The organism is Thioalkalivibrio sp. ALJ21, from assembly GCF_000378605.1.
Classification (GTDB): Bacteria; Pseudomonadota; Gammaproteobacteria; order Ectothiorhodospirales; family Ectothiorhodospiraceae; genus Thioalkalivibrio.
The window spans coordinates 1-18,514 of sequence record NZ_KB905158.1 but is presented as its reverse complement, the minus strand read 5'-3'; the positions used below and the strand labels follow the sequence as shown (position 1 = coordinate 18,514).

General features: G+C 60.2%; 18 protein-coding genes. 6 read left to right on the top strand and 12 right to left on the bottom strand.

From position 1 onward, the window contains the following. Genes F579_RS0112960 through F579_RS0112950 form a run of 3 tightly spaced genes read right to left on the bottom strand, consistent with a single transcriptional unit; the run spans window position 1 to window position 2,749 of the window. Complete coding sequence (locus F579_RS0112960) at window positions 1-1,182, bottom strand: type IV pilus twitching motility protein PilT (protein WP_019025474.1); 1,182 nt, start codon at window positions 1,180-1,182, stop codon at window positions 1-3. Next, on the bottom strand, window positions 1,179-2,204 hold the full coding sequence (locus tag F579_RS0112955; protein ID WP_019025473.1) for a type IV secretory system conjugative DNA transfer family protein: 1,026 nt from the start codon (window positions 2,202-2,204) through the stop codon (window positions 1,179-1,181). Before F579_RS0112955 ends, F579_RS0112960 begins: the two co-directional genes overlap by 4 nt. Beyond that, a complete protein-coding gene (locus F579_RS0112950) occupies window positions 2,201-2,749 on the bottom strand; it encodes a DotD/TraH family lipoprotein (protein WP_019025472.1) in 549 nt (182 codons plus the stop codon). Before F579_RS0112950 ends, F579_RS0112955 begins: the two co-directional genes overlap by 4 nt. 703 nt (window positions 2,750-3,452) lie before the next feature. On the opposite strand from F579_RS0112950, the gene F579_RS0112945 reads away from it, so the two are divergent. After that, complete coding sequence (locus F579_RS0112945; RefSeq protein WP_019025471.1) at window positions 3,453-4,475, top strand: hypothetical protein; 1,023 nt, start codon at window positions 3,453-3,455, stop codon at window positions 4,473-4,475. Window positions 4,476-6,624: 2,149 nt separating this feature from the next. Further along, window positions 6,625-7,179: a hypothetical protein gene (locus F579_RS0112940; RefSeq protein ID WP_019025470.1), complete on the top strand. Its 555-nt coding sequence runs from the start codon at window positions 6,625-6,627 to the stop codon at window positions 7,177-7,179. 712 nt (window positions 7,180-7,891) lie between these two features. Here F579_RS0112940 and F579_RS0112935 read toward each other — a convergent pair. The 9 genes from F579_RS0112935 to F579_RS0112895 form a co-directional block, all read right to left on the bottom strand. Then, complete coding sequence (locus F579_RS0112935; RefSeq protein ID WP_019025469.1) at window positions 7,892-8,173, bottom strand: hypothetical protein; 282 nt, start codon at window positions 8,171-8,173, stop codon at window positions 7,892-7,894. Continuing rightward, entirely contained in the window at window positions 8,170-8,664 is a 495-nt protein-coding gene (locus F579_RS0112930; protein WP_019025468.1) for a hypothetical protein, read from the bottom strand. The genes F579_RS0112935 and F579_RS0112930 overlap by 4 nt, the downstream gene beginning before the upstream one ends. An 86-nt stretch (window positions 8,665-8,750) precedes the next feature. Beyond that, window positions 8,751-10,376 (bottom strand): methyl-accepting chemotaxis protein, encoded by a 1,626-nt coding sequence (locus tag F579_RS0112925; protein WP_019025467.1) that lies wholly within the window; start codon window positions 10,374-10,376, stop codon window positions 8,751-8,753. A 51-nt stretch (window positions 10,377-10,427) separates the two neighbouring features. Further along, window positions 10,428-10,694: a hypothetical protein gene (locus F579_RS0112920; RefSeq protein ID WP_019025466.1), complete on the bottom strand. Its 267-nt coding sequence runs from the start codon at window positions 10,692-10,694 to the stop codon at window positions 10,428-10,430. Next, on the bottom strand, window positions 10,691-11,158 hold the full coding sequence (locus tag F579_RS0112915) for a hypothetical protein (RefSeq protein ID WP_231365823.1): 468 nt from the start codon (window positions 11,156-11,158) through the stop codon (window positions 10,691-10,693). Before F579_RS0112915 ends, F579_RS0112920 begins: the two co-directional genes overlap by 4 nt. 239 nt (window positions 11,159-11,397) lie before the next feature. After that, window positions 11,398-11,874 (bottom strand): hypothetical protein, encoded by a 477-nt coding sequence (locus F579_RS0112910; RefSeq protein ID WP_019025464.1) that lies wholly within the window; start codon window positions 11,872-11,874, stop codon window positions 11,398-11,400. Between the two features lie 199 nt (window positions 11,875-12,073). Continuing rightward, entirely contained in the window at window positions 12,074-13,591 is a 1,518-nt protein-coding gene (locus F579_RS14690; protein ID WP_081616932.1) for a diguanylate cyclase, read from the bottom strand. Window positions 13,592-13,848: 257 nt separating this feature from the next. Beyond that, window positions 13,849-14,274, bottom strand: coding sequence for a hypothetical protein (locus F579_RS0112900; RefSeq protein ID WP_019025462.1), 426 nt, complete (start codon window positions 14,272-14,274; stop codon window positions 13,849-13,851). A gap of 123 nt (window positions 14,275-14,397) precedes the next feature. Then, window positions 14,398-14,814 (bottom strand): type IV pilin protein, encoded by a 417-nt coding sequence (locus tag F579_RS0112895; RefSeq protein WP_019025461.1) that lies wholly within the window; start codon window positions 14,812-14,814, stop codon window positions 14,398-14,400. Window positions 14,815-14,990: 176 nt separating this feature from the next. On the opposite strand from F579_RS0112895, the gene F579_RS0112890 reads away from it, so the two are divergent. From F579_RS0112890 to F579_RS15295, 4 genes are all read left to right on the top strand, one after another. Further along, window positions 14,991-15,557: a Tfp pilus assembly protein FimT/FimU gene (locus F579_RS0112890; RefSeq protein ID WP_026301139.1), complete on the top strand. Its 567-nt coding sequence runs from the start codon at window positions 14,991-14,993 to the stop codon at window positions 15,555-15,557. After that, entirely contained in the window at window positions 15,551-16,369 is an 819-nt protein-coding gene (locus tag F579_RS0112885; RefSeq protein ID WP_019025459.1) for a prepilin-type N-terminal cleavage/methylation domain-containing protein, read from the top strand. The genes F579_RS0112890 and F579_RS0112885 overlap by 7 nt, the downstream gene beginning before the upstream one ends. A 23-nt stretch (window positions 16,370-16,392) precedes the next feature. Then, window positions 16,393-17,631 (top strand): hypothetical protein, encoded by a 1,239-nt coding sequence (locus F579_RS0112880; RefSeq protein WP_026301138.1) that lies wholly within the window; start codon window positions 16,393-16,395, stop codon window positions 17,629-17,631. Window positions 17,632-17,696: 65 nt separating this feature from the next. Next, window positions 17,697-18,514, top strand: an 818-nt coding sequence (locus F579_RS15295) for a prepilin-type N-terminal cleavage/methylation domain-containing protein (RefSeq protein WP_196800555.1), incomplete at its 3' end; no start/stop codon positions are given.

Below are 18,514 nucleotides of genomic sequence, written 5' to 3'. Positions count from 1 at the left end.
TCAGATCCCCGAAACGACCAAGTCGTAGGTTTCTTTGGTGATGAGGCCTTGTTCGAGCTTGTCTTTCGCGTCCCTCGCCATCGGTAGGCCGTGGAGTTCAACGAGTTGATTCACGTCGCTGATGAGCGTGTCGATCCGTCCGTCCGAAAGCGCCTCACGAACCTCTCGGTTGAACGTCAGGTATTCGCGGATCGGAACGCGCCCACCGTGAGCGCCGCGCGCGAGGTACTGGGCAACGACCATTCGCATATTTGAAACCAGCTCCTTCATGCGCGACTCCCGGGAGCCCTCCGGGAATTCTCCTGTGACGCGTCGCAGGGTCTCGGCAACAGAGTTGGCATGAACGGTGGAGTAGACGAGGTGGCCTGTTGATGCTGCCCGAATGGCCGCCTCAACTGTTTCCCGGTCGCGGGCCTCACCGATCAGAATGATTTCCGGGCTTCGACGGAGGGCGTTCCGAACGCCGGCTGCAAAGCTTTTGACGTGCCGCGGGATCTCGCTCTGGATGACGATTGAGCCGTGACTCTCCACGCTGTCATACACATATTCGATCGGCGCCTCGTAGGTAAGGATGACGCGATTCTCTTCCGGGTCTTCGAGGATCGATCGGACCACGCTGGAGAGCAGGGTCGATTTGCCGGACCCGGTCTCCCCTACTACAAGCACCAGTCCTTGTCGGGGACGGATGTTTTCCTTGACCTCGTTTTCAACGCCAAGATCTTCGATGTGCATCGGATCGCTCTTGATCGATCGCATCGTGATCTGGATGCCCTTGGTGGAGCTCTTTGAGCGAATGCCCACCGCGTTGACACGATACCGATACGACACCTTTCTGGACGCCTGGAAGTCGTGCGATGTGTCGATCTCGTTTCCTCGGTAGACCTCGGCCGCTCCGTTGTCGCCATAGATGAAGTTGATGATCATCTCGACGTCGGCATAGCTGAGGGGAGCCTTCCCGATTGGATACAGGTGACCGTGGAGCTTCACGATCATCCGCATGTCAGTCGAGATGTAGAGGTCGTCAAAACCTTCCAGCTCCTCGAGCTGCTGCAGGATCTCGTTGAGCTCGGGCCCGGAGAAACCGAGCGGAACATTGATCGACCGCTTAAGGAGGTCCGCAAGTGGCTCCTGCGCCTCGTCTACCTGGGGCTCTTCGGTGGTGGCGACTGCTGCTTGGCTCATTCTTGGCTCCGAGAGAGTTCCATCATTCTCATCCGGTAGCTCGGCGGATACAGGCGCTCGATGTCGGGCAGCCTGGGGACCGCCTCCCAGGATGATTGGTCTGGGTTGAGATTGGGTGAAACTTCGATCGTCATGATGCGATCTGAAATCGCCATCTGATCTCCGCCGCCGCTCACCGGGTTGTAGTTCTGATCGACGATCGGCTCCGTCACCATGTTGTGAGAGCGGAGGATGTGGTAGGTGATCATCCCGTGCAGATCCCGGGAGAGGCGCGCGACCTGAAGCTGGAAGATCTCTTCTGCCTGGGCCACGCCCTCCGCCCAGCCCTTCTCCGCACCGCGCACCCATGCGTCATGCTCGGACTTGCTTGTCGGGCGCAACGAGCGGTGAACCGAGCGCGGCTCGGGAACTGGCAGGATCAGGTAGTTCCGCCAATCAGGGGGGTGAGTCACGAACCTCGGCTCAGATAGGATCCGGAAGGTCTTTGAGGCAATCCGGAGGGTCTGACCGGAATCAGTAATGCGGGTGATGCTGTTGGCGTCGGTGATGACCGGCGGCTTGATCATGTGGTTACGCGACTTGATCATCAGGGAGTCGAACTCATAGACCTCGTCGAGCACTTCCTCGAGGCTCATTACCTCCTCAGTAATCTGGTCTGTCCGCCACTTGAGGCCACCCTGAATGCCCGCGGTACGAGCGGCGCTTTCAATCGCGCTCATTCGCAGGCTTGAAGAACGACGCTCCGCATCGGTTCCGTCCCAGTCGCGGACATCCTTCAGATCCCGAAGCATCTGCGGCTCACCGGTATTCGCGCTCCGGCTGCGGGGCGGGACATACAGGTCCACGGTCAGATGCTCGATGGCCTGAGCGGATCGTTCGGCTGATTTTTGGCTTTCTTCTTGGCTGAACTGGAGTGGTTCGCGCTCCCCTTCGGCCTTGTCCTCTTCGCCGGCCGCAGCTGTCGATAGGGACAGCGCCGCCATCACGCCAAATGCGCATAGAGACCGCTTGAACTGGATCATCCCTCATCCACCCCCGGGTACTGCAGCTCGATGAGCCCGGACTCGTGGTCGGTGCGCGGGTGAACGCGAACCTCAGCCTGCTCGGCGACCGATGTTCCCATCTCCCGCACCAGGTCCACCGCGATTCGATTATTGGCGCGAAGGCGAACCATGGGGGCGCTGCCGTGTGGGTTTCCAACTTGCTTGAAGTCGTAGCCAACGAGTCCCGCAACGATCTCGAGAGCACCATCGACCGGCCCGTCCCACTGGAGGCTGATCTCCCGATCCATTCCCGGCGGGACCTGTCGCGCATGGCGATCAAGTAGGGCGTGATCTTCCGCTGACAGGCTCAAGGTCAGGTCAGCGTTCTTGGTTTCGGCTAGCGCCCGGCGAGACTCAGCAATAGTGGATGCCGACTCCATAAGAGACCGCTCGATCTCGGTCGGACCCTCCTGGGGCTTGGGTTCCGGGGTTGCAGTACAGCCCGCAGTGAAGAGCGCGATGGCGGCCGCCAAAACGAGCGGTCGACGTCGGCCTGAGAGGTAGTGCGGGAGTGATTCGGTCATATAAAACCCCTGTTTGTAGAAGCACAAGAAGTATCTCTTAGGAATATACAATAAACCAAAGGGGCCAGCAATAAAGGACGTACAGGGGATTCCCGGGTTTTGGGCGTAAATCGTGCACGCTCAAACAGCATCACCTAAGGACAAAGCCCTAATGGAAGGTCCGGCTTACCTGGGCGGCTCGAAAAATGGGGGCTGCGGGGTGCCAGAAATTGACCCGGAGTGCCAGAAATTGACCCAGCTCGAGGGAGGGGGCTGCGTACTGTCGCCCTAAAATTGACCAGGAGTGCCAGAAATTGACCCGGAGTGCCAGAAATTGCCCCAAAGGCCGGAATGCCCGGCCAGCAGTGATCCGCGGTGGCTCACGTACAAGAATGCGCGTGACTCGAGCGCCCGCCCTCCCCCGCCAGGCCGGCCGTTATCGGCTTGGGTTGTGGCGGCGCAAACGCAATGGCTGGGCGGTCCATGTGGGGGTGTCAGCGGCCCGACTGCCGCGCGCAGAGGCCGACAAAGCCGAGGGGCCAGAGGTGTTACCAGGGGTGCTCGCTGGGGCGGACAAAGGGTGCAGGCCTCTGCGCGGAGAGGCCCGCGCGGAGGGGTGATCAGGGGTGGCTTGCTCGAGCCCCCGGAGGTTGCGTGTGACAGTTAACGTGACAACGGTAATAATACCAGAGCAGAAAAACAGGTTGACAGAGGGAGTTCACGGATGACCGTCAAGGATCAAGCTGCAGGGGATCCTGCTGCGATCGGGAGCGAGCCTCCGTCGTATCGATCGACAGTGCAAAAACTGGTGAAGCGATACGGCAGGGAGAAAGCGAAGGGAGAGAGGTGGACACCAAAGAGCGAGAGCGAATGGATAGATGTAGCGGAATGGCTGAGGGATGAGGTAAGGCAGGGAATCTCATTCAATACGTGGAAGCTCTACCGCTGTGCGATTAGAGCAGCAGCGGGATCGGGGGAAGAAGTAAGCAAGATCGTCGGGGGGCCGGCTGCGAACAAGAAGGGAATGATCGAGAAACAAGGGTCGGCACTCAGGAGGAAGTATCTAAGCGCGGAAGACTTCGCAGCGCTTGAGAAGTATCTAAAGAAGTCGCGATCAGAGTTCGCGAGGGACGTCCTGATTTTCTTGGCGGCGACCAAGGTGACCGGGCTGCGGCCGGCCGAATGGGTTGATGCGAAGTGGGTGCGCGAGGAAGTGGAAGGCGTAGGCCTGGAGTGCGTGAGGGTTCGAAGCAGGAAGCGCACGAACGCGGCGAAGGTCGCAAAGATACAGGGTCTCGAGATCCCGTTCCTGCCGGAGAGGTGGGTGCCGGTCGGCCACCTGGACGAGCACGAGCAGAGGATTGTGCTTCACCAGATCAAGGAGGCGAATCGTCAGCATGAGAACGGGACGTGGGAGGAGTTCTACGAGCGGTGCCGTTACGTGTTGAGTCGGGCGTCTGTGGCGGTGTTTGGTTACGAGGCAGAGAGGGTGACGTTCTATTCGGCCCGCCACCAGTACGCGGCCACGCTCAAGCGGAGTGGGCTGAGTCAGTTGTCTCAGATGTTGATCGTGGGGCACACATCGGACGCGACGGCGCGACACCATTACGGCCGGACGGTGAAGGGGGAAGCGAGCGTCTTGGCGGAGGACGAGGTGGCGGACTTCGACCGGATGATTCGGAGCCTGAATGGTTTTGGGATCTTGAACGATCGGCCACAGGGACCGCGGGAGGATTCGGTATTTTGATCGGGGTCTGTGTAGTGGGGTCCGCATCCAATTGGGATCGTGTGGCGCCCTACTCTCTTTTGGGCTCGTTCTGTTCCGGCTTCATTCGGGGCTGATTCCGTCGGGTCGAGCTCGAGCTGATCGGTTTCTGCGGCAGGAATCGTTTGTTTTGAGATCGGGTGTTTTTGGTGACCGGGATTGCGAATCCGCTGATGCGTGATCTCGTGCTGTTTGGGCTCTGCTGGCTGCGCCGTGGGGGCGCCAGTTCGGGTCTCCGCCTTTCTGGGCTCTCTTGTTCTGAGATCCTTCTTTCTCGGTATCGTGATTCTGAAACCGGGTGATTCTGAAACCGGGTGATCCCGAGGTCTATCGTTCGCGATCTCGTGATTCTGAAACCGGATAAGTGGGCTCGGTTTGCCTGCCTCGTTCGTCCTGAAACCGGGTAATTCCGAAATCCTTCTTTCTCTCTCGATCTCGTGCTCCCGAGACCGGGCAATCCCGAGACCGGGCAATCCCGAGACCGGGCAATCCCGAGACCGGGCAATCCCGAGACCGGGCAATCCCGAGACCGGGCAATCCCGAGACCGGGCAATCCCGAGACCGGGCAATCCCGAGACCGGGCAATCCCGAGACCGGGCAATTGGTCTCAGCCTGCCTGGCCTCGTTCATCCTGAAACCGGGTGATTGGGATCGGCATACCTGGATCCGTTCGTTCTGGGTTCCTCTCGTTCTGACCCCTTTTCGCTGGTTCTCTGTGGCGCGTGTTTCGGGCTCGTGCTTTTGCGGGCCCGACGGGGTGATTTCGGAGTGATTCGGCCCCGATGGTGTGATTCCGCGGATCTGCCCTCTTCTCGCGTGCTCCCGAGCGATCTCAAGGGGCGGAATTAGCCTGTATTCGAGCCTTTTTCGCCAACGGAGTGGCTGAGGGCGATTTCGGGGGAATTGGCGCTCTAAATCGAAATCTGCGGTGATCGGGGTCTTCCCGGGTGGGGGTCTCGCCACCCACTCCGCAGACACCCAGCTTATTGAGAACTGTTCTCTTTGCGGTGTCTCCTGATTCCGGGATCCGTTTATTGATGCGGCTCCTGGCGGGGTGCTCTCGGCGCGGTGCGTAACCGCTATCCCGAGTCCTGACTCTTACGGTGCACTTTTTGGCGCCCTCTCCTCCCCGGGTTGGGATCTCCTAATCCTCATGGTGCCGATTCTGGTTCGAGAACTGTTCTTATTAGCGGACCCTCTCCTGGCGTTCGAGATCGGGGGTCTTCGGTCTCTTGGGTATCGAGTCCGGATTGGGGTGGGCCCGGACGGTGCGTGTCTGAACTTGTTCTGGGGCCGGGGTTTGAGAGCTCCCCATCGAAGGCTGTCGGGATTCGCTCGATGTCGCCCTCTTTCGCGGTGTTCAGGAGGATTCAACAGGTATGGCCACCTGGTGTATTCGGGTCTCGTGGAATGTGCCTGGCGGAATGAGGGGGCTTTGATTGATGGTTTCTATGGGATGCGGGCCACGCCCGGGGGCGCGATGGAGTTCATCTAAGAATGATGTTGGTTTTCATGGTCCCGGATAGGGGTTTGGGGCCGTGATATTGGGGACTCTTTGTGTTATCTGATACCCCTCTTGCTTATATGCTGCATTGGGTTTGCGCCTTCTTTGGATCGGGACCCCAAAAAAAACTAGAGTGATTTTTCTCATGCGATCTCCTCTGTCGCGCGCGGCATGTGGTCGTTTTCGATGAAATCCCCATACATTGCTGGTGATATTGCTGATTCAGGTGGGGTCGATTTGGCGTGATAACAAGGAAATTGATCTCGCTATAAAGAGCGCAAGTGATATTGTGATTTCATGCGTCTTAATGTGTTCTAGGGTCCTGTTTTCAGTGGCCGCATTGAAACCTAGAACGTGTCTACTATAATGCGAGTCACATTGTCATGTAGTCCATCAGAAGAGGGAGTCACGCAGGACTCCGAATTGAAGGACGAAGAACAAAGAGGCTCCGGAATCGAGACGCCATGAGCGGTTCTGCTGGATCTGCATCGATGGGATTCGGTGGTGTTTTCGTGCCGCTTTAGGTCTGCTCACCCGGGGGCACGGGGCCGGAATTGGCGGTTCATGATTTTAGATAGAACGCGCCCATTTGGGCGTGCCAATAAGAAGAGCATCAGGAGGTTATAAATGGACGATAATTTGGGAGATCTGGTGAAAAACCTAACACCGGAACAGCTTCGCCAGCTGGCGGACGAACGCGAGCAGGAAGAGAAAGAGGCAAAGCGCGCCGAGATCGAGGCCTCCCTCAAGGCGGCCAAGGACGAGCGTCGCGAGATCAAGAAAGAGCACCGCACGCAGAAGCGCGAACTGCACGCTCGACACCGGAAGGAGGAGCGCGCGCTGGAGCGCGATCAGCAGTCGGATCTTCAGTCGGTCGAGAAGAAGATTGAGCAGCTCGAGCTGTTGCTCGGTATTCGGGCGGGTGTGAAGCCGAAGCCCAAGGGTGCGACCCGCCGGAGGAATCCGAACGCTGCGGGGACCAACGAGATCCTCGAGCTGATGCCCCAGAATGAGGCTCTTTCGCTCAATGAGATTCGTCGGCGCCTTGCGGCGGCCGGCCACGAAGAGCCGCGCCACCTGGCGCAGGTGATGAGTTACCTGAAGAGCACCGGGCGCGTAGATTCACCGCGTCGTGGGCATTACTGCCTGGCGGGGGATGAGGCGAACCATCAGGCGGCCTAGCCTGGTGGCGTTCTCGCGAACCCCTTCACAAATAGCCGGCTCGAGGATGTCCTGGGTCGGCTTTTTTGTCGCCATGGCGCGCTGACCGTGTTACAAACCACGCCTCCACCTTGGTTCGCAACCGGGCTCGCTGCGCCGGTCTGCAGGTGGATTGCAAGTGCGAATATGCACCCCTGGGCATACAAGGGAGGGGTATATGAGGCTAGCCGTATCGAGTAAGTGCAAAGCCCTGTGGCGACCGTTTGATGCGGTCGATCATCGCAGCTTTGCGACCGGGCTTGACCGGGCGCTTCGGGCGCTTCGGGCAGACCAGGCCCCCGAATACCAAGGTGAACCCGTTGCCCTCTACTTCCGCTTTGATCCCGCGGACATGTGGTACCCCGTCCGCGCGTCTTCGGTTCCCATGGTCAAGGTGAGAGAGTCTGATCGATTTCGCGCGCCAGAGCTATGGGCAACCTGTGTCGAAATCCACCGTCGCACGGCCTCGATGTTCGCGATGATTCGGGATGATGTTGCCCCGGCTGTGGACGATGAGGCGGTCTTTGCGCATGAGCATCCGTCCCTCCCCTCTTCTGGTCCAGGTTCAGTGGAGCGCCCCTCCCTGGGGGATAGCGGACCAAAAGCGCCCCGTGGGCGCCCCCACGGGAAGCTACGACTGGTTCGGTAGGCGGGGTCATTCGGACACGGCGTGATCGTGCCCCGGAGGATCGGGCTACAGGCGGCGGGTCTTGTGCTGGATGATCTCGCAGCCCAACAGGGTGCCCAGTCGGCCCCACAGTTCCAGTTGATCACCAGACTCGAGCTCATGCTCGGGAAGCGCCTCGATGGGTTCGGGCGTGACGCGCGATTGACTGTGTAGTGTGCGAGGCGCCCCCTTGGTGGTGAGCTCCACGCGCGCAGTCGCCTCCTCCATGTAATCCAGGAAGTCCTTCTCGTGCGGTGTGGGCGTCGAGTGTTGAGTGGCGCCGAGAATGCGGTCGATAATCCTGATCATGGGATAGCGAATGCATTGTGGACGTAGCGCTCGAGCTCCAGGTACTCGTTCAGCATGTCGATGCGCTCTTGCCGGTTCGCCTGGCCCCAGATCCCCTCTTTGCCGAAAAAGAACATCTCCACGCTATCGCCCGGGTAGAGCCCGGCCTGATGGATCAGGACATTCAGGTGGCCCCGAAAGGTCTCGGAGTGGATGGAGTCGCAGGCCACCAGGGCGTCCTGGCAATCCGCCAGGAGTGCGTCCAGGTTGGGTAGCCGGAGGTGGCCCGGGTCGCCCCCATTTGCCAGGATCTCGGAGGACGCCTCCAGTGCGGTGAGGCTTTTTTGCTGGTCATGGCGAATGATGAAGAGCGAGTCGCCAAGGGCGGATTCTGATGTGGGGATCGCCTTAATGGCCTGACCCAGTCGATCCGGGCTATCGGAATAGACCGTCATCGTAACGGTATGGGCATAGATCCGGTCATGTCGCGCTGCCTGAGTGTTCTCGCTCATCTGTCGCCCCTTTCTCCCTGGATATGAGTGCGGGCTGAGGTGTCCCTCGCCCGCGATTGATGTGCCTGGCGCGTGCGTGGGCCTGATTACAGCCGGAACCGATGAATGTGCTCGCGCAGGTCAGCGGCCTGGTCCGCCAGGCTTCGGGCAGTCGTCTCGAGGAGGTCCGCCCCCTTGCTGTGCTCGGAGGCCTCTTCTGTGACGCCCTGGAGGTTTCGGTTCACCTCCTCGTACACCACCGACTGCTCTTCTGTGGAGCTCGCGATGTGCAGGTTCATCTCCTCGATCGAAGAGATGGAGGTCTCCAGTTGCTGCAGTTGCTGAAGCATCGCGGTGATGTCCCCTTGAACCTGGGCCGCCCCCTCTTCGTTTTCGTTCAGGGCTGACACCGCGGATTCGGCATCGGCCTGCAGGGACTTGACCGTGGCACCGATCTCGTCAGCTGCTTCGTTCGTGTGATGCGCAAGCTTTCGGACCTCGTCCGCCACCACGGCAAAGCCCCGCCCCGCCTCTCCGGCGCGTGCAGCCTCGATGGCGGCATTGAGCGACAGCAGATTCGTTTGTTCGGTGATTCCCTGGATGAGGGCGACGATGTCCGTGATCTTGTTGGTCTGGTCAGCCAGGGCTTTTACGCGCTCGGACGATCGGCCGATGCTGTTGGCGAGATCGTTGACCTGGAGGCTCGACTCTCGCGCGCGTGTGCTGGTGGTCTCGGCTTGAGACTTCCCTTCGCTCGCGGAGATTGACGCCTGCTCGGTGCGCTCGGCGACGCTGTGGGCGGTTGCGTTCATCTCGTTCATGGCCGCTGCCACTTGGTCGATCTTCTGCTGCTGAGCGCTCGATCCCGACTTTGCCTGGGTGGCGTTGGCCGATAGAAGGTCCACGGCTTCGGAGAGAGCTTCGGCCGAAGACGTCACATCGCGCACCAGGTTCGATAGATGGCCTTGCATCTCGTTGAAGGCCTCGCCCAGCTGACCAAGCTCATCCTTGGATGCGACCGGAATGGGGCTTTGGTTGAGCTCGCCCCTGGACATCGAGCGAGCGCGATCCCGCAAGGCCGAGATCGCCCGGGTGAGGTAGCGCCCAAATGAGGATGCGACCAGGAGCGCAATGAAGGCGCCGGCGGCTGTTGTCGATGCAATTACGAGATTCGCCGTTGCGCGCCCATCTTCTGCTCGAGCCAGGAAATACTCGCGCTCGTCCTCCAGGATCCTGGTGAAGCGATCGAGCCCTGAGGCCACCTCTTCGAGAGCGACCAGGGTGCGGTCGCTATAGGTGGAGGCGGCCTTGTCGGTCTCCCCTCGCCCCATGCTGGAGGTGATGGCGTGCGCGCTCATGTGAAGGCGGTAATGGGGTTCTTCCAGGCGATCGAAGGCCTCGCGGAATTCCGGGCTTGCCTGGTAGTAGGCATCGGACCCCTTGAAGTCGTAGTACCACTGCCCGAAGTTGCAACGGCGGTGATCAAGTTGCCCCTCGAAGGGCTCATTCGTGATGAGACTGGAGCCCAGGTTCAATGACCAGCGGACATGGTCGACCTCCAGCTGTGTCTGGCGTCGGAGTTCGTCCATGACCTCGAGGGCCGCGGTATAGCGCTCCCCCTGGGTGTGCGAGGAGAGGTAGGAAACGCCCGCGATCGTTCCGGAAAGTGCGATAAGGAATCCGAAGACCAGGAATAACTTGAAGCGGATGCTGGCATTGCGAAAGATGATCACTGCGGTGTTTCCCTGTGGGGTTGAGATTGGGGTTTGAGCGTTCAGCTGCCTTCAGGTCGCGTGCGGCCGAGCAAGGACGAAATAGCCTGGAAGGATGAGCGCGAAAGCGGCCGCCCATCCGATCAGTGAAGAAAGCATCACTTTGAGAATCCCGAATACCAGCCGTGCCGTATCGACGTAGTCGGCTTGGATGACCCCGATGATGTCGACGATGCCGCCGACCAGAGCCCACCAGAGGCCTGCGTACAAGCCGGCCGCCAACCCGGAGATCATCAGGGTGCCCCCTAGGACGAGGCGTACCATCACCGGCGCGGTCAAAGTGGTTCTCCTGTGGTCGTGGCGCCCTGCGCACCCGACAGCAACGGAAGTTGCCACGAGACCGTGTGGCCAGTTCTGCAGACCGTATCCGGGCAGTCGGTTGCGACATGCTGGTCAAACGCCTGCGCCACGGCCTCCTGGTGGTGCATGGAGTGCGCGTCCTGGATGGAATTCAGGCAGTCCGCCTGCCAGCTGGACCAGGTCACGGGTGTGATGTCTTGATCGCTTACTGTCTTCCGGACTTCACCGCGGGAAAGCCTGCAGTTGCGCGCGTTCAGGGCGACTTCCTGGCTGATGGATCCGCTCTCGAACTGTCCGATATCAACCGTGTGGACCTCCACCCAGGTGGAGAGCACGTCGTTGATATAGCGATCGTTGGAGGCCGGTGGCGACCAGGAAAGAAATAGCCCGATCAGGCCGGTCGCGACTCCTAGGGATGCGGCAGCGGAAAATGCCGTGCGCAAGTGATTCGGGCGGCGCCTGGATAGGTGTCTCACAGCGAGGTCTCAGATGTTTATGGCGGGTGCATATAATATATCAATTACGGAATAGCATTCCACGGGCACAAGATAGTCTGGGCTCGCAATAGGCCGCCGGCCCGCCCTTTGAGGCGATCGTGGATGAAACCAAGAGAGGGGTGCTGCGCGGTGAAGCGGCAGGATCGGGGGTGAGCCCTACCCTGCCGCGTTAACAGGTAGTCGAGTTACCGGAGGGGTCCGCTCGCCCAGCGCACGAGACCGAACAGCGTGCCGAAAACCAGACCTACGAAAGCGCCCAGTACCAGACCCGGAATGGCCTCCGGAACGATCACGGCCGCTGCCAGCATCAGGATGACCGATGCGCTTAAGGCGAGCGCCAGATGGTTCATTGGAATCTCCGAATCCCAGTCGCTGCTGTACGCACCAACGCCGATATAAGAAGCAATCGACACCAGCACGGAAGTGGCACCGGCGAGGAACTGCGGCCATCCATCATTCAGGAGCCCAAAGGCGAACCAGTCCCAGGCATACAGGACCAGGAACATAAGGGTCAGGGAGCTGGCGCCCTGCATCATGAAGCGCTTCCAGCGGGCATATTCTTTCTCGTTCACGTCCCAGGGCGTAGCCATGCTGGGTTCCGGGCCCATCTGCTCCGGGGCCGGCTCGCGGGACGTGATCTGATTGGGGTCCATGTTCGTCATATCGACTTCCTTTCAAGCGCGTAGTGCCCGCCGCCCGCTGGGCGGGAAGCGTCTGGCGTTAATATCGGATGCGATTCCAGCGCGCTGGATCGCCTAGCAATCGTTGGTGGATGGCGCTGTTTTATGTCGCCATTCAGACTATGATTCTATTTTATACTAGGCGTATGACGAAAACAAGGCTTATAGGAGTTTATATCTTTTAGGCCGTCAGGGGTTCGCAGGAGTGGGCAGCGATTTCCTGCTCGCAGACGTCGCAGGTGCTGTGGTGCGATTCGTGACCGCCCTCATCCACCCATGAGCGGCCGCATTCTCGGCAGTGGTGGTGCGTCTTGAACCAGCGCTCGCCGGTGTCCTCTTCTTTTTCGAAAGGCCCACACCGGCTTTCGGGTTTCTGTGGCTCGCATTGGGGGGCGCCCTCCCCGTCGGAAGGGGTCTTGCCATAGACACGGGAGACGACCTGGTTACGCCCGCTCTTCTTGGCCTCGTAGACGGCTTTGTCCGCAATGCGCAGGAGCTCATTGAGTCGGCCGCGGTGACCCGCCGGGCAGCAAGTGACACCAAAGCTTGCGGTTACGTGCAGACCGGATGGCCGCAGGGCTTCCAGCTGTCGGCGGATCTCCTCTGCCCTGGCATGCGCATCTTTCAGCTTGCACTCGGGGAGCAGAACCAGCAGCTCTTCGCCGCCAAAACGCACCGCGATATCGGTGTCCCGGATGGACGAGCGCAGAAGGTCGCCTACCGCCATGAGCACCTCATCACCGATCAGGTGGCCATGGTTGTCGTTGATCTGCTTGAAGTGGTCGATATCCAGGAGGATCGCGCTAAAGGAGGAATCGCCGTTCTGGCTCTCGGAGAGCGCGCTGAGGTTCTTCTCGGAGAGCACGTTGCGATTATTCAACCCCGTAAGCGGGTCTACCATGGCCATGTCGTAGAGACGCTGGCGCTGCTCTTGGACCTCGTCGAGGAGTTTTCGGGTTGTCAGCAGATTGCCAAGGCGCGCCCGAACCTCATCTTCCATGACAGGTTTCGTTACGAAGTCATTGACACCGAGGCGAAACAGCTCTGCGCGTCGATTCTGATCGTCCAGTCCGGACATGGCCACGATTGGGAGCTCGGTCTTGTCGGGGAAGCGCTCGCGCAGGCGGCTGACGAGGCCCATGCCACTGATATCGCCCTCCACCAGGATGTCGGTCAGCACCAGTGACCATCGCGCGTCATCGAAGTCGTCCAGGGCGTCTGCGGCGCTGGTGTAGTGCGCTACTTCGAGCCCCATATCCTTGAGCACCCGGATCATGACGTGGGCGACCGTGGCGCTGTCTTCTACATAGAGCACCCGTCCGTCATAGGAATTCTCGATCGCGCGCCCGTAGCGTGCGGCCTGCTGGAAGAGATCGCGGATGTTGCTCTTGTCGTGGAGGTCGGTAACGCCGGCCTCGAATGCCTCCTGGCGGATGTAGTGATCGCGCTTGGAGGTGAGCAGGATCACCGGAAGGTCGTGCCCGTTGCTGGTTTTGCGAATCTCCCTGCACAGCTGAACGCCGTCCATATCCGGGAGGCTGATGGATGCGCACACCAGCTGGAGGTCGCTCTCCTTTTCGATGACCGCGAGACCCTCGGCGCCGCTGCTGGCCATGATCGGCTTATGCCCTGCCGCGAGCATCATGCGAGACCATAGGGCCCGAAACACTCGAGAGCTATCCACCACCAGAATTTTCATTAACGCGCGACCCTTTGATGATTGCTTGTGCGGGCTCTTTTAGAGAACAAGACCCATATCGCAAATGCGGCACAGAATAGATCATATAAGATAATTCAGGGGCCTCGATAAGGCAACGGAATCGCATCCGGAATTCGCATGTTCAGGCCTGTATATGAACTGCCCTGGAATTCCTGAAGGAACCCCGTGAGGTGTGCTCGCTCCTGGATGGGGCGCCACCACCGCACGGGGGGTGTGATGCAGAGGGCGTCCTGCGGTTAACGGTTGAGCTGGCGCTGAACCTGAGGGCCGCCGCGGCTTCGGGTGTAGGCGGCGGCATCCCGGAACCATTGCTCGGACAGTTGCGGGTCGGACAGGTTACGGATGCAGGTTTCGAGCTGCTGAGCTGCGAATGCGTCCGGTGCCTGTTGGGCGCCCCCCAGAGACGAAAGATCGGCATCCCACGCCTGCATCATGACCATGTAGGACAGCTGCGAGGCGGGTTGACGGATGTCGGTGGTCGGGAGCACCCCGGACTCGGCTTCTGAGCGACTCAGGCCGCCCACACGAGCCGCCATTGATGAGCGGGCCAGGGTTTCCGTGAATGCGCAATCTTCCGCGACGGAGGCTTGGGCGTCAGAGGCGAAAGCAGGCACCAGGCCTGACAGGACGACCCCTGCAGCTGCGGCGAGAACAATCTTCATGGGCCCTACTCCTTGGTTTCTTATTCGTTAAAAGCACGCTTTGTAGGCGATGACTCTCGGTGGTCCTGAGCGCGAGCCTTTGGTTCGAGTGCTATTGCATGTCGACGCTCACCTACCGAAAGGCTACCAGCACATCGATCCAGAGGGCGCACCGTTTCGGGTGGCGGACCCGCCGGAGGACTGAAGCGAGATGCTGGTGCAGGCATCGCGTGTCTGCCGATCCTGGGGCGTTGCAACCACGGTGAACCGGGATCCGCTCGCGGACTCGATGTGCACACGGTAGTGGCCGTCGGTTGAGTCGATCACATCGCTCGAGTAGCCAAGCTCCGTGAGACCTTCGGCGTACTGCGGGTTGTTGAGCCGGTGACGCCCCTGCTCCATCTGGATGCGAAGCAAGGCCTCATGGGCATCGGACCGCTGAGCCTTCAGGACATGGTTCTGGTAGGACGGGTAGGCAATCGCGGCCAACAGCCCGATGACCGCGACCACGATCATGACCTCGATCAGGGTAAAGCCGGCCTGGCGATTTCGGTGTTCCATTGGGTGGTCCTTTGTTCTGCGGGGTGAGATGACGATGGGATGGCGCTGGCCGAGTGGTTCGGAATAAAGGTTCCGAACGGTTCGGATCATTCTATAAACGGTAGCACTTATGCAATTCTTCTGGAACCTAGGCATTATAATGGGCCCTGTACAGACGGATTCTGGAAGGCCTCTTCATGCCTGGAGTGAAGCAAAAGCAAGGATTCACGCTCATTGAGCTCATGATCACGATTGCCGTTTTGGCGATCCTGATGATGCTCGCAACCCCGGTACTAAATATGACCGAGCAGCGGCGCGTGATCGGCGCGGCCGAGAGTGCGCTCAGTCAGATTCAGGCCGTGCGCAGCGAGGCGATTCAGCAGCGTCGCGACATGTACTTTCGCAGCGAGGTCAACGGTGACCAGTGGTGCCATGGCATCTCCGAAGAGCCGGGCTGCAGCTGCATGGAAGGCGCGTCCAATGCCTGCGAGATCACGATTGCCGGCGGGGAGGACCCGGTAGAGCGGGCAACCCGGTCGGATCAATTCAGCCAGGTCTCCATGACGGGTGACCAGGAGCTCCGTTTCAGCCACATCCGCGGCACCGTGAGCCGCGTTGGAGCCCCAGGCAATCAAGCCCTGGCGGAACCTCTGGTGTTCACCTCGGCCTCGGGAAATGCATCCATGCAGGTCGACATCAACCTAATCGGGCGTCCTCGCGCCTGCGGTATCGAACGCGGGCTGGGGGCCTACAACCAATGCTGAGCACGAGCCGGTCTTTGGCGGCACGACGGGGCCGGCCGCAACAGCGGACCGTCGCGCGGCAGCAGGGTTTCACCCTGGTAGAGCTGATGGTGGGGATGGTGGTGGGCCTGATCGTGATCTCGGGCGTCATTGCGCTCTACATCACGGTCATCCAGGGGAGTGCCTTTGCCACACGGGAGGCACGCCTGACGCAGGAGACGCGAATCTCCATCGACTTCATGACCGATGACCTTCGTCGGGCCGGATACTCGCATTCGGAGAGGCTCCGCGAGCAGGAGGATGGGCCAGTCATCAACCCGTTTATGGAAGACGACCTGAACATCGCGATCCATGACGGGGGGCAGTGCATCCTTCTGAGTTATGACCCGACCTACAGCTACCGGGTCACGGATCCAGGCATCACCCTCGCCCACGACCTCAGCGATCTGTGGGGCGACGAGGAGGAAGAGCGCTCCCAATTCGTATTTGGGTATCGGCTGAGCGGGAACGAGATCCAGATGCTCGTGAGCCCTGTTCGCAACACTCTCGATTGCAATGCTGGTGAATGGGCGTCCCTGACGGATCCGCTAACGACCAATGTCACAACGCTCGATTTCGATGCGAGCCCATCTCGGTGCATGGAGGTGCGCAGCGATGGGTCGACCACGGTTGGCGATGTGTGCCCCTCCGGAGAGGGCCTCGAGGAAGGATCCGTTCTGGCGGAAAACCGTCGTATCACGATCTCCCTGGAGGCGGAGCACACCCAGGATAGCAATACCCGCGTCCAGTACAGCAATACCGTGAGCGTACGCAACGTTCGCATTACCGAATGACCGCGAATCAGAGAGCACACCGCATGAATAAGCCCCGTCTGCCCTATCGGCTCCGGCGACGCCAGGAAGGAATCGCAACCCTTTTGATCACGGTAGTGATCCTGGTGGCGGTCACCTTGACACTGGTGTTTACGGCGCAAACGGCTGCGCTCGAGCAGCGCATGTCGGCGAACGAGGTGCGCATGAAGCAGACCTCGAGTGCAGCTCAGGGCGGCCTTGAAAAGGCCATGGCCCACATGCAGTCGAGCAGCACCCCGACCCTGATCGCATCGGGCGCGAGTGACCCCAGGATTTACCGCGCGACCTTTCTGGATCCGGATGCAATGGACGCCCCAGAAGTGTCGGGCATTGACAGTGTTTGTCCCGCTGAGCCCGCCAACTTTCCAGGGCCCGCAGCAGAGGGCCTCATGCTCCAGGAGGGCGACAATTTTCGGGATGCCACCATCGTGTCCTGCGGGTGGAGTGATGACCTGGCGGCTCGAAAGGTGGTCGTTCTGCGCATGAAGGCTGGCCCTGCAATGGCGAACCCGCCGAATAACCCGCTGGTCGCTCGAGGTGGACTGGATATGCGGGGCTCGGCCTCCGTCTACAACGCCTACGAGAACACCACGATTCGATCGGGTGGCGGCGTATCAATCTCGGGAGCGTCTGGAACGACCTTCACTCGACACCGGGATGCGCCGCGGCCGTCTGATTCGGATCCGGTTCCTGCACCGGGCGATTCCATTTATCAGCTAGACAGCCAACAGGACGACCTTGGCCTGGGGGTGATCGACCGAGACGACAATTTCGCTCTCACCCAGGATCAGTTCTTCGAGGCCTTCATGGGCATGAGCAAAGAGGACTTCAGGAACACCCAGGTGCCGCCGGAGAACGTGCACAGCAGCGGAGAACTCGCCCTCGGCGAAGATGCGCGTGGCCAAGTGCACTGGGTGGAGGGGGATGTCCGCCTCCTGGGTCAGATCGGCGATCGCGACAACCCTGTGATCTTGGTAGTCGATGGCGATGTTACTGCCCGCGGCAATTTCGACGATTTCCATGGCGTGCTGTACGTCATGGGCGACCTCGAAGCCACGGGGAACCCGAATTTCTACGGCTCCGCCGTCATTGAGGGAATGGCGGAGGTGATCGATGAATCGGACCCGCACTTCATTGCAGGGACGCCGAATTTCATCTTTGACCCCGTGGCAGCTAGCGGTGGCGCCAACATCGGGGCGCGCTCGGTCGTGTCCGGATCCTGGCGTGATTGGACCTCTTATTAATCGATTGCTGGTGCGCTTGGGCCGCCCCTGCCCCGCGTACACCGAGAACCCAGGAAGGCGTAAGCATGAAGCAGGATTATCGAGTCAAACAAAGTGGAATCACCCTGCTGGAGGCGCTGATTTCGTTGGTGGTGATTTCGGTGGGCGTGCTGGCGATTGCCAAGCTCTACGGCGAAATCATGGCGAGCACAGGCGAATCGAAGGCTCGCGCCGAGGCGATTCAGATTGCGGAATCGCGAGTCGACAGTCTACGGAATGCGTTGAGCCAGGATGACCTGGTACGTGCGATCGATGCCCTGGATACGCCGGAGGGATCGCCGGTCCAGGGGGTTAACGCGAACTTTCACGTCCGCTCTGACGTGGACCCTACCGATGATGCTTCGGGGCAGATTGCGCAGCTGGATGTCGCTGTTCGAGTGGTCTGGGAGGGCATGCGCGAGAACGAAGAGGAGCTGGGCGTTTTGGTGAGCAGCGATGTGCTCTGGAGCCCGCCCGATCATGCCGTCAATCTCGCTCGTGGCACCCTCCCCAGCACGGTCTCTATCCCTGACCCGTCGGGCGAAGGTCGTAACTTTGGGGAGGCGATCGACCCGAGTGAGGCCGACAGCATTGCACCGATTGACGACATGGATCGGAACCTTGAGCGCAGGACGCTTGAGGATCTGCAGCAGATCGTAGACCGGGATACCGGCGAAGTGCTCCTCGAAACCGATAACCAGGAAGGATTCAGCATGGTATCGGGGTTCCTGGTTGGCGTTGGGGAAGGCGCCAGTGATGACGATGGCGGCGGTGGTGGCAACCAAGGCGGCGGCGGTGGTGGTGGCAACCAAGGCGGCGGCGGTGGTGGTGGCAACCAAGGCGGCGGCGGTGGTGGTGGCAACCA